Annotated in this window: 9 protein-coding genes; all 9 read left to right on the plus strand. The window is 72.7% G+C overall.

Annotation, left to right across the window (positions count from 1 at the left end; genetic code table 11):
• Positions 1 to 869: 869 nt before the first annotated feature.
• The 9 genes from mshL to OXU43_05765 are packed head-to-tail and all read left to right on the plus strand — an operon-like array spanning position 870 to position 11,127.
• Complete coding sequence (gene mshL / locus OXU43_05725) at positions 870 to 2,453, plus strand: pilus (MSHA type) biogenesis protein MshL (GenBank protein ID MDD9824651.1); 1,584 nt, start codon at positions 870 to 872, stop codon at positions 2,451 to 2,453.
• Positions 2,450 to 3,454, plus strand: a complete 1,005-nt coding sequence (locus OXU43_05730; protein ID MDD9824652.1) for a tetratricopeptide repeat protein — start codon at positions 2,450 to 2,452, stop codon at positions 3,452 to 3,454. The genes mshL and OXU43_05730 overlap by 4 nt, the downstream gene beginning before the upstream one ends.
• Complete coding sequence (locus tag OXU43_05735) at positions 3,451 to 5,151, plus strand: GspE/PulE family protein (GenBank protein MDD9824653.1); 1,701 nt, start codon at positions 3,451 to 3,453, stop codon at positions 5,149 to 5,151. The genes OXU43_05730 and OXU43_05735 overlap by 4 nt, the downstream gene beginning before the upstream one ends.
• Positions 5,152 to 5,177: 26 nt before the next feature.
• Complete coding sequence (locus OXU43_05740; GenBank protein MDD9824654.1) at positions 5,178 to 6,356, plus strand: type II secretion system F family protein; 1,179 nt, start codon at positions 5,178 to 5,180, stop codon at positions 6,354 to 6,356.
• On the plus strand, positions 6,328 to 8,031 hold the full coding sequence (locus OXU43_05745; GenBank protein ID MDD9824655.1) for a hypothetical protein: 1,704 nt from the start codon (positions 6,328 to 6,330) through the stop codon (positions 8,029 to 8,031). Before OXU43_05740 ends, OXU43_05745 begins: the two co-directional genes overlap by 29 nt.
• Positions 8,018 to 8,596 (plus strand): hypothetical protein, encoded by a 579-nt coding sequence (locus tag OXU43_05750; GenBank protein ID MDD9824656.1) that lies wholly within the window; start codon positions 8,018 to 8,020, stop codon positions 8,594 to 8,596. The genes OXU43_05745 and OXU43_05750 overlap by 14 nt, the downstream gene beginning before the upstream one ends.
• Positions 8,593 to 8,904, plus strand: coding sequence for a hypothetical protein (locus OXU43_05755; protein MDD9824657.1), 312 nt, complete (start codon positions 8,593 to 8,595; stop codon positions 8,902 to 8,904). Before OXU43_05750 ends, OXU43_05755 begins: the two co-directional genes overlap by 4 nt.
• Positions 8,886 to 10,418 (plus strand): hypothetical protein, encoded by a 1,533-nt coding sequence (locus OXU43_05760; GenBank protein MDD9824658.1) that lies wholly within the window; start codon positions 8,886 to 8,888, stop codon positions 10,416 to 10,418. The genes OXU43_05755 and OXU43_05760 overlap by 19 nt, the downstream gene beginning before the upstream one ends.
• Positions 10,419 to 10,440: 22 nt before the next feature.
• Positions 10,441 to 11,127, plus strand: coding sequence for a prepilin-type N-terminal cleavage/methylation domain-containing protein (locus OXU43_05765; protein MDD9824659.1), 687 nt, complete (start codon positions 10,441 to 10,443; stop codon positions 11,125 to 11,127).
• Positions 11,128 to 11,183: the final 56 nt, after the last annotated feature.

Consider the following 11,183-nt stretch of genomic DNA (forward strand, 5'->3'; position numbering starts at 1 on the left):
CGGCGAGGCCCTCCTTGGTCGCCAAGCTGCCCTGAACCGCGGCCAGGGCCCTGGCCAGCGCCTCCGCCTGCCTGCGGTCAAAGCCCGCCTGTTCCAGATCGCGGGCGACGGCCAGCGTGTCGAATACGGCAGTTTCCGTCATGGTCGTCGTGTTTTCCATTGCAATGCCCTCCCTGGCGCTTCTGCTTCGTTCCATGCCATCGTGCACGGACGCCCGTGCACGGACGCCAAGGATATTCTGAACCCGGGCCGAAGCGCTTGTCAACGACGGGGACGGAACCGCAGCGCGAAGCTTCCAGGCCGCGCGTAGTACGCAATTTTGAGATTGACGCCATGAAAGACTATACTATTTTACAAGCACGGCTGCGGAGCTCCCTGTCGGGACTCCCGCCGAATACTACACCCGGACAACGGGCAGGATTGATCACCTGTCCGCGGGGAATAAGCGGGAACGCCAGCGTTACTTCGCGGTCGTGCTATGTCCCGGCACCTTGCCCAGTCGCTCGACTAGCAGCTTGCAATCTGCCGGGAAAGGCCAGGAAAGGCCCCGGAAAAGACTATTGCAAATGCACAATCCGCCGGCCCCGACGATTCGCGCCGCCCCCTCCCCGGGGCAGAGTTCCCCCGGCGTCGCGGACGAGCGCGCCTGCGCCGGGTCGAGAACGGTTGACCGCCTCTGCATCTAAGTGTGCCGCGCCTTGAACACCCTGGGCCGAACGCGAGTGCCGGCAGAGAGAATGGGGGCAGTCGGCTCGCATCCTTCGTCGCCGGGCGCAAACGCCTGGCCCGGTCGCCGCCCCGATTGTCCCCGGGAAGCGAATGCGCTAAAGTAGCCTCCGAACACAAGACCGAACACAAGGATGTGATCAATGTCGAAGACAAGGACTGTCACGGCCCCGCTTGCGCTCGCTTTGCTGGTCGCGGGCTGCGCGCATTTCGGGACGCATTCCGGGCCGGAGGAACCGGCCGCGGCGGCGCCCGCCGAGACGCGCGGCCACCTTCGGCCGCCGCAAGAGCCGGCAGGCGGCGCCCCCCGAGTCGTTGCGTCTCCTCCCCACCCCCCCGAGCCGCCGCCCGTCCCGGCGGAAGAACGCTACACGGTCGCGGTGCGCCAAGTGCCCGTGCGCGAGTTGCTGTTCTCGCTGGCGCGCGATGCCGGCCTCGAGCTCGACGTGCATCCTGAATTGCAGGGCGCGGTGACCCTGTACGCCGAGAGTCAACCCCTGCCTCGAATCCTGGAGCGCCTGGAGCGGCAAACGCCGTTGCGCCTGGAGCGCAGCCCCGGTTACTTGGCGGCATTCCCCGACACGCCCTTCTTCCGCATTTACCACATCGGATATCTCAACTTGGCGCGCAGCACCAACAGCCGGGTGCAGATAGCCACCCAGATCGCCACCACCGGCAGCGCCGCGAGCCCGGACGAGGGACTGGGGACGACAGGCGTCAACAATTCCACCACGGACGTCAGCGGCAGCGCAGAGCTGGATTTCTGGGCGACACTGGCCAGCAACCTGCGGGCGCTCCTGGGGGTCGCGACGGACGACGGCGCGGCGGCGGTGATTCCCAACGCCGCCGCCGGCGTGGTCGCGGTGCGCGCCACCGGAGCGCAGCACCGCACCGTGCGCCGCTTCCTGTCCGAAGTGCTGGAGAGCGCGCGCCGCCAGGTGCTGATCCGCGCCACGATCGTCGAGGTGGCCCTGAGCGACCGCTACCAGTCGGGGATCGAGTGGTCGTTCCTGGAACGCGGTTCCGGGGTGGAGCTGGAGTGGACCTCCCTGGGCGAGACGCCGGCGCAGACCGTGAGTTCGCTGGTGTTGCGCTACGAAGACGGGGACTCCAGCGGCAACGAGATCAGCGCCACGTTGCGGCTGCTGCAGGAGTTCGGCGACACCCGCGTGCTCTCCAGCCCCCAGTTGATGGCGCTCAACAACCAGACGGCGCTGCTCAAGGTCGTGGACAACATCGTCTATTTCACCGTAGAGCAGGAAACGACGCTGAGCGTACAGGGCAGCAGCGAAAGCGCCTCGCGCAGCGAAGTGCACTCCGTGCCGGTGGGGCTGGTAATGAGCGTCACCCCCTACGTGGATGCGGGGGGCGCCGTGATCCTCAGCGTGCGCCCGACCATCTCGCGGGTGAACCGATTCGTCAGCGATCCCAACCCGATCCTGCGGGAAAACGGCAGCCGCATCCCGGAAATCCAGGTGCGCGAGCTGGAGTCCCTGCTGCGGCTGGAGGACGGCGAGGTGGCGGTACTCGGCGGGTTGATCCAGGACGACCGGGGCAGCGACCAAAGGCAGGTGCCCGGACTGGCGAAACTGCCCTGGATCGGGCGCCTGTTCTCCAGCAGGGGCAGAAATTCGCGGCGCACGGAATTGGTCATCCTGCTGCGGCCCGCGGTGATCGAAGCGGGACGCGGGGCAGAGACGCCCCGGCCCGAGGCGAAACGGGGATGAACGGGCGGCTCCCCGACCCGCTATCGTCGCTGCCGCCGCCGGCAACGGACCACCCCGGGAGCGGGCCGGCGCCGCGCTGGCGTTTCGCCGTCGCGCCGCTGGCGGCCCTGCTGGCGCTGGCCGCCGTATTGGCCTTCGCCTCCCTGTATCTGCGCTACGCCCACGCCGTGCCGCGGCCCTCGCCGCCGGCGGCGCAGGCCACGGCGACGGCCGGCAGCGCGGATGCCGGCGGCGCCGTAATATGGCCGCAACAAGGACCGCGACGGGAAGCGGCGCCGCTGGCGCCCTCGCCGCCGCCCTCCGTGCCGCCGGCGCCCGGCAAGGCCGCGCAGACGCAACGGGCAACAGCGCCCTCCCCGCGGCGCGCATCCCGGCCGCTGCCGCGGCAAAACGGCGCGCCGCCGTCTTCAGGCGCCGACTGGCTGCGGGCCGGCTACCGGGCGTACCGGCAACAGGCGCTGGATGCCGCCGCCGCCGCGTATGGCAATGCCCTGAACAGCGTCCGGCCGGGCTCCCGGCAACAGCGGGAGGCGCTGCTGGGCGCGGCCGCCGTGGCCTGGCGACAGGGCAAAGCGGCAGAGGCGCGCCGCCGGTACCGGCAACTCCTGCGCCGCTCTCCCGCGGACCCGGCCGCCCTGGCCGGCCTGGCCGCCCTGCGCCGGGATGCGAACGGCCCGGCCAGCGCCCTGTCGGCGCTGGAGACCGCCGCCGCGGCCGCAACGCGCCCCGCCCCCCTTTACTTCGCCCTGGGCGGCCTGTACGCCGCCCGGGGGCGCTGGCCGGAAGCGGCGCGCGCCTACCGCAAATCCTGCCGCGCCGGGCCGCGCCCGGACTGTCTGTTCAACCTGGCCGTAAGCCTGGACCGCCTGCGCCGCCGCCGCGAATCCCTGAACTACTACCGCCAGGCCCTGGCCGCGGCCCGGGAGCGGCCGGCCGTCTTCGCCGCCGGCGTGGCGCGCGCCCGCATCCGCCGCCTGCAACAAGAGCACGAAACGCCGTGAACTTACCCATACGCCTCGGCGACTTCCTGGTACAGCGCGGCATCGTCAGCGGCGACCAACTGCGGATCGCCCTGACCGAACACCGGCGCAGCGGGGAAACCCTGGGCGCCTGCCTGGTGCGCCTGGGTTTCGTCTCCGAAACCGTGATCACGGCCAGCCTGGCCGGGCTGCTCGGCGAACGGCCCATAGACCTGGAGCGAGTGATCCCGGACCCGGATGCCATCGCCCTGCTGCCCTGGGAAACGGCCCGGCACTACCGGGTGCTGCCGGTGCGTTACGAGCCGGACACGCGGCAGCTGACCCTGGCCACCGGCGACCCCCGCAACCTGCTGCTGATGGACGAGATCGCTGCCCGTCTGGGCGGCGGCATCCGCATCTCCCCCGTGCTGGCGGGCGACTCCGGCCTGGCGCGGGCACTGGAGCGCCACTACGGCCACCCCTTGTCCATGGAACACGCCCTGCGCGAACTGGAGCGCGAAACGGCGCCAGAAGAAGGCGCCGGGGACACCGGCGCCGAAGACGAGTCCCAGCGCCCGGTCGTGCGCCTGGTAAACGCCCTGCTGACCGATGCGGTCAAGCGCAACGCCTCGGACATTCACCTGGAACCGGAACGGGGCTTCGCGCGCTTCCGCTACCGCGTTGACGGAGTGCTGTGCCAGGTCTGCAGCCTGCACAAAGACCACTGGCCGTCCATCGCGGTGCGCGTCAAAGTAATGGCCGGGCTGGACATCGCCGAACAGCGCCTGCCGCAGGACGGTCATTTCTCCCTGTCGCTGGCCGGGCACACGGTGGACTTCCGCGTCTCCACGCTGCCCACGGTATATGGAGAAAACATCGTGTTGCGGGTGCTGGACCGGGAACGGATGACCATCGCCCTGGACAAACTGGGGCTGGACGCCCAGGCGCAAGAGGCGCTGGAACGGATGCTCGAGCGCCCGGAAGGAATGATCCTGATGACCGGCCCCACCGGCAGCGGCAAGACCACGACGCTGTACGCCCTGCTCAACCGCCTCAACACCGGCGAGACCAACATCATGACCCTGGAGGACCCGGTGGAATACCAGCTGCCCGCGGTGCGCCAATGCTCGCTGGATGCCTCGCAATTCGATTTTGCCGCCGGCGTGCGCGCCGTGCTGCGCCAGGCGCCGGACATCCTCCTGATCGGAGAAATCCGCGACGAAGAAACGGCGCGCATGACCATGCGCGCCGCCATGACCGGGCACCGGGTATTCGCCACCCTGCACACCGTCTCCGCGCTGGCCGCCCTGCCGCGGCTGACGAGCATGGGCATCCCCCCGGATCTCCTGGCCGGCCATCTGGTCGGGGTGGTCGCCCAACGCCTGGCGCGGCGCCTGTGCATGCGCTGCCGCGGCACCCACCGCCCAACCCCCGGCGAGCGCCGCCTGCTGGGCATGCACGCGGAAGACCGGCGCCCCCTGTACCGCGCGGTCGGCTGCCCGCAGTGCGGGCACAGCGGCTACCGGGGCCGGCTGGCGATCATGGAAGTGCTGCACCTGGACCCCGGCCTGAGCGCGCTGGTCGCGGCGCGCGCCTCCTGGCCGCAACTGCTGGAGCGGGTGCGGGCCACGGGCGCGCGCAGCCTGTCCCAGGCCGGGGCGCAGCGGGTACTGGAGGGCGCTACCGATCTGCCCGAGTTGCGCCGCGTAATAGACATGAGCCACCTGGAGCGCGCCTGAGGGAGGCCGCGGGGAGACGGACACAGATGCGCAGTTTTCGTTACCGCGCCGCCGATTCGCAGGGCAGAATGCGCGAGGCCCGGATGGACGCGCTCGATGCGGCGGAACTGGAGGGGCAGCTGGCCCGCCGCGGCCTGACCCTGCTGCACTGCCGCCCGGCGGTACGCCAGCGGCGGCGCTTGCGGCGCCGCGAACAGATCGAGCTCTGCTTTCACCTGGAGCATGGTTTGCGCGCCGGCCTGCCGCTGCTGGACTGCCTGCGCTGCCTGGCGGAAGAGCAGCGCGGGCGCCTGGGGCCCATGGCGGCCGCCCTGGCCGAAACCATAGAGGAAGGGCGCACCCTGTCGCAGGCGCTGGCCGGGCAGTCGCAGCCTCCCGTCCTGGTGAACCTGCTGGACGCCGGCGAACGCTCCGGCGAACTGCCGCGGGTGCTGGCGGATTTTGCCGAGTACCTGAAGTGGCAGGACGAATTGGCTTCGCGCATCTGGCAGCTGCTGCTGTATCCGGCACTGACCCTGCTGGTGGTTGCGGGCGTCAGCCTGTTCCTGGTCTCCTGGCTGGTGCCGCAACTGGAGCACTTCCTGCAGTCCCTGGGGCGGGAACTGCCGTTGCGCACCCGCCTGTTGCTGGCCGTCGCCGCCGTGGCCACCGAACACGGCCACTGGCTCCTGGCCGCCGCCGGCGGGACGGCGCTCGCGCTCGCCGGGGCGCGCGCGAGCCACGGCCTGCGCCTGCGCCTGGACGCCTGGCTGCTGCGCCTGCCCCTGCTGGGCGCGCTGCTGCGCAAGATCGCCCTGGCCCGGGTGGCCGCCGCCCTGCGCCTGCTCTACGGCGCCGGCCTGAGCCTGCTGGAGTGCCTGGCTCTGGTGCGGCATATCGCCGGCAACCGTGCCGTAGAGAGGGCCGTGGGCGCAGCCGGCGAAAAGATCCGCGACGGCGCCGGCTTGGCCGAGGGCTTCCGGGAGGCGGGCCTGTTCCCGCCGCTGGCGTTGCGCATGATCCGCATCGGCGAGCATACCGGCGCCCTGGAGCACGGCCTGCGCCAAGTGTGCTACTTCTACGAACGGGACGTGCGCGAAGCCGCCGAGCGGATGCAAACCCTGCTGGGACCGGCGCTGACCCTGTTCCTGGGCGCCTTGATCGCCTGGATCGCGCTGGCGCTGCTGGGACCGGTCTATGAGTTGGTACTGGCTCTCCCCCTTTGAGCCGCGTTGCGCCCGCGTATTGCTCGCGGGCCGCGAGCGGGCGGCGCTCTACCGCCGCGGCGGCGGCCTGCTGTACGCCGCCGACGCGGCGGGGCGGGACGCGCTGCGCCGCCACCTGCGGGCCGCCCCCCGCGACCAAGCCATCCACCTGCTGGTGGACACGGCGGAAGAACAGTTGCGCTCGGAATTGCTGCCGCGGGCCCGCGGCGGCGACCTGCGCGCCCTGATCCGGCGGCGGCAAAAAAAACTATTCGGCGGCGGCGACTACTTCCTGTGCCGGCGGCAGGGGCGGGAACCGGGCGCCGCCGGGCAACACATGCTCTTCGCCTGCCTGGGGCCCGGCGCGCGCCCCTGGGCGGAACTGCTGGCGGAATGCGAAGCGCCGCTGGGCGGCATCCACTCCGTGCCGCTACTGCTGGACGCGCTGCTGAAGCGCCTGGGCCTGCTGCGCGAGCACCGCCATCTGCTGCTGCTGAGCCTGCATGCCCTGGCGGGAGTGCGCCAAACGTACTGGCGGCAGGGCAGGCTGCGCTTCAGCCGCCTAATCGCGCCGACCGCGGCCGCGCCGGCCCCAGGTACGCCAGACACAGGCACGCCGGATACGGGTACGCCGGACACGGGCACAGCGGCCACGGGGGCGCCGGCCCCGGGCGTCCCGTCCGCGGAGACGCTGTCCCTGGAGACGCCGTCCGCCAGCGCGGCGCCCGCCGGCCGCGCGCCCGCGAACGGCCCGCCGAAAGGCCCGCCGAACGATTGGCCGGACCTGCCGCGGCTGTTGGAAGAACTGCGCAAGGTGCTGCGCTTCGTGGCCGCGGAGGAAAAAGACGAAGGCGCGCTGCACCTGGCCGTGCTGGCGGACCCGGCGCTGCTGCGGACGCTGGGGCCGCGCCTGCCAGCAACGAAAGAGATCGAGCGCCGCCTGCTGCCGCTGCCCCAGGTCGCGCGCCGCCTGGGACTGCGGGCGCCCGAGTCTCCCTACTGCGACTCCCTGCTGGCCGGCTGCCTGCTGGGCGCCCGCCCGGGCCCCGGTTATGCGCCGCGGGCGGCGGCGTACCGGCTGCTGTGCCGCGACCGGGCCGTGTTGGCGCTGGGTCTGGCGACCCTGGCCGCCGGCCTGCCGCTGGCCGGCGCCCTGCTGGCGGAGGGCGCGGCCCTGCGCCGCGGCGCGGCGGACATGCTGGCACGGGAACTCCAGCTGCAGGGACGCATGGCCGCCCTGCGCCGGGAGATGCCGGCGGCGCCGGCGCCAATAGAGGAAATGCGCCGGGCCGTGGACGCGGCGGCGGCCCTGCAGGAGGGGCGCGCCCTGCCCTGGCCCCTGCTGCGCGCGGTGGGCGGCGCCCTGGACGCGGTGCCGGAATTGCAGCTGGAGCGGATCGAATGGATGGCGCGGCAATCCGACGCGCCCGCCGTCGAACAGGAGCTCGTGCTGCGCCTGCAAAAGCCGCGGGGGAACGGCACGGACGCGGGCGCGCGGGCAGGGGACGGCGTGTCCTGGCTGCGGGCGCTGGAGCGGCTGGGCGAGCGGCTGCGGGCCGCCGGAGACGCCCCGGGATGGTCCGTGTCGCCGCTGCTCCCCACCATCGAGACGCAAGCGGAACAGGCGCCGCCCGTCGTGCGCATCGTCTCCGCCGGCGGCAATAACAGCGGCAATAACGGCGATGAGCGCCGCTGAAGAACGCCGGGCCCTGCGCCGCACCGGCCTGCTCTGTCTGCTGGTGGGGCTGGGCCTGTGCGCCGCCGGCGGCGTCTTTTACTCCGCCTGCCGGGACGACTACCTGGCGGCGGAACTGCGCCTGCAAGGCAGCCGCGAGCGCCACCGGCAACTGCTGACGCAGCGCGCGCAACTCGCCAGTTACCTGCCGCGCTTTCGCCGCTTGCGGGAGCGAAAAGCGATCGGCAGCCTGCCCTCGGACTGGGTCGCGTCCCTGCGGGCGGCGGCGCGCCACCTGGCGCTGCCCGGCTTCCGTTACCGCCTGACTCCGGGCCCCGCGGCGCCCGCCGCCGCGGACGGGCGCGCGCCCATGCGCCAGGCGCTGGTGGAACTGACGGCGGAGTTACCGCACGAGGCGCACCTGCCGCGCCTGTTCCGGCGACTGGAGACGGAGGGCGCGGGACTGTTCCGAATGGAGTCCTGCACGCTGGCCCGCGTCTCGCCGGACTCCCCGTCTCCGTTACGCATGGACTGCCGGCTGCGCTGGTACGCGCTGGCCGCCGGCGGCCGCGGGGACAGCCCGTGAACCGGCTGCTGGGCGTCCTGCTGGCGCTCGGCGCCGCGACGGCCGCGGCCGAACCGCCGCCGGACGCGGCGGAGCAGCTGGGCCGGCTGTTCACCACGCCGGAACAGCGCCGGCTGCTGGACCGCTCCCGGGCCGAAACAGCGGCGCCGGCAACGCCGCCGCCCGCGCCCGCGCCGCCGCGAACCCGCGAGGCGCGCCCCCGCGAGACGCGCCTGGACGGTATCGTCCTGCGGGGCGAGCGCCCGGTCGCATGCTGGCTGGACGGCGCCTGGCAGCCCGAGGGCGACAAATGCCCGCGGCGGCCCTAGTCCCGCCGGGCGGGCGCGACGGCCGCGGCCCGCCGCGCTGGCGGGGGGCCGCGCTGCTGTTGTTCCTGGCGCTGCTGCTCGGCGCCGGCGCCGCGCTGCTGCTGAGCCAGCGGAGCGCCTCCGGCCGCTCGCCGCTGTTGCGCGAAGCCGCCACGCCGGTGGCCCTGCAGCGCGCCAAGCGGGCCTTGATCGCCCATGCCGTCACCTACTACGAACGCAAACCCGGCCGCTTCGGCGTACTGCCCTGCCCCGATCTGCGGGTCTCCGCCATCCTGCCGGAAGGCTCGGCGCACGGGAGTTGCGGCGGCCGCCATGTCAACAGTCTGGGGCGGCTGCCCTGGCGCACGCTGGGCATCGCGCCCCCCAAAGACGCCGCCGGCGAATGCCTGTGGTACGCCGTCGCCGGAGAATTCAAGGCCAACCCCGCCGCGCAACTATTGAACCACGACACCGGCGGCAATTTCCGGGTCCGCCTCCTGGACTCCGCCGCCCACCTCACCGGCGCCGCCGCGCCGCAATGGGCGGCCGCCGTGATCGTCGCCCCCGGCGCCGCCCTGCCCGGCCAGGACCGCCGGCTGGAGAGCGGCGCCGAAATCTGCGGCGGCAACTACCGCGCCCGCGAATATCTGGAGGCGGCGCCGCCAGGCAGCCTGCATGACGGCCTGGCGAACCACACGCTGCTCCCCGGCCCGGACGCCATAGACGACTGGCTGAGCGCCGGCAGCGCCCGGCACCTGCTGAACGACCGCATCCTCCACATCGGCGCGGAGGAACTGTTCCGGGCCGTGCGCCGGCGCGGCGACTACCGGACGCGGCTGGCGGGCGCGGCAGCCGCCGCCGCGGCGCCCAGCCTGTTGCGCAAGGCTGCCGAGTGCCTGGCGGGCTACGGCCGCGGCCACGCCAACCCGCGCAATCTGAGCCTGCCGTGGCCCGCCCCGCTGGCGCTGGCCCGGCACCGGGACCGCCGCAACTACGACGACCGCCCGGCGGGCAACCTGTTCGGGCGCCTGCCGGACATCGCGGACGACAGCGCCGCCACGCTGGGCGCCGGCGCCGCCCGCGGCAAGCTGCTAAGCGGCTGCGCCGATTTCGCCTCCTCCAGCTCCGAATTGCGCCGGCTGTGGGAGAATTGGAAAGACCACCTGTTCTACGCCGTCGCCGACGCCTACCAGCCCCGACCGCTCGCGCAGGCGACACCGTCCTGCGGCGGCGGCCGGCGCTGCATCGCCATCAATCGCGCCTGGCCCGACAATGCCGGGCGCAGCTACGCCGCCGTGCTGTGGTTCGCCGGCGCCCGGCTGCACGGCCAGCGGCGCGACCGCCCTGCCGACCGCGCCGCCGCCTCCTCCTACCTGGAGGGCGTCGCCGGCCCCCCCTACCAGGCCACCTCCGGCGACGACGCCGTCGCCTACCGCAACCGCGCCGCCGCCGCCGACTTCAACGACATCCTCTACTGCTTGCTGCCCGCCGAGACCGGTGCGCCCTTGCGGGTCGTCCCCTGCCCCCGGGACTAAGGCATTTGCCGAGGCATTTCCGGTGCGGCGCGCAATACCGGCAGACCCGCGGCGCGCGCGCGGCTTTACGCTGCTGGAGGTCGCCATCGCCCTGCTGGTGCTGACGCTGCTGCTGGGCAGCCTGGTGCCGCCGCTGGCCGCGCGCTGGGAGCAGCAACGCTGGCGGCAAACGCAAGAGCAGTTGCAGGAGATCCGCGGCGCCCTGCTGGCCTACGCCGTGCTGCACGGCCGGCTGCCCTGCCCCAGCAGGGAGCCGAATCCCGCCAGCGCCGCCTACGGACTGGAAGACTGCGCCGCCTCGGAAACCGCGGAAGGCTACCTGCCCTGGCGCGCCCTGGGGGTGCGGGAGACCGACCCCTGGGGCGCGCCGCGGCGGCGCGGCAACGCCCCGTGGCACGGCTACTGGCGCTACCGCGCGGACCGGCGCTTCACCACCGCCCTGAGCCTCGCCAGCGCCGTCTCCAGCGGCAGGATTGCCGTGACCGACGCCGCCGGACGCAGCCTCTCCGCCAACGCGTCGCCGCCCGTCGCCTTGGTCTATTCCACCGGCCCGAACCGGCGCCCGGACGGCCACAACGCCAGCTACGAGGCCGGCAACGCCTCCCGCTACCAGGCCGGAGGCCCCGCCGCCGACTTCGACGACATCGCCATCTGGATCAGCCAGCCCGTTCTCTTCGACCGCCTGCTGCAGGCAGGGCGCATTCCTTAGCCCCTGTAGCCCCAGTCCGCCGCCCCTATCTCCCCTGCCATTTAATGCCTGACTTT

Source organism: Gammaproteobacteria bacterium (assembly GCA_028817255.1).
GTDB lineage: Bacteria > Pseudomonadota > Gammaproteobacteria > Porifericomitales > Porifericomitaceae > Porifericomes > Porifericomes azotivorans.

Excerpts from the sequence above, each read along its gene's own strand:
- OXU43_05760 (MDD9824658.1), top strand. The coding sequence starts at position 8,886 with ATGCCCGCGGCGGCCCTAGTCCCGCCGGGCGGGCGCGACGGCCGCGGC.
- OXU43_05740 (MDD9824654.1), top strand. The coding sequence starts at position 5,178 with ATGCGCAGTTTTCGTTACCGCGCCGCCGATTCGCAGGGCAGAATGCGC.
- OXU43_05745 (MDD9824655.1), top strand. The coding sequence starts at position 6,328 with ATGAGTTGGTACTGGCTCTCCCCCTTTGAGCCGCGTTGCGCCCGCGTA.
- OXU43_05730 (MDD9824652.1), top strand. The coding sequence starts at position 2,450 with ATGAACGGGCGGCTCCCCGACCCGCTATCGTCGCTGCCGCCGCCGGCA.
- OXU43_05750 (MDD9824656.1), top strand. The coding sequence starts at position 8,018 with ATGAGCGCCGCTGAAGAACGCCGGGCCCTGCGCCGCACCGGCCTGCTC.
- mshL (MDD9824651.1), top strand. The coding sequence starts at position 870 with ATGTCGAAGACAAGGACTGTCACGGCCCCGCTTGCGCTCGCTTTGCTG.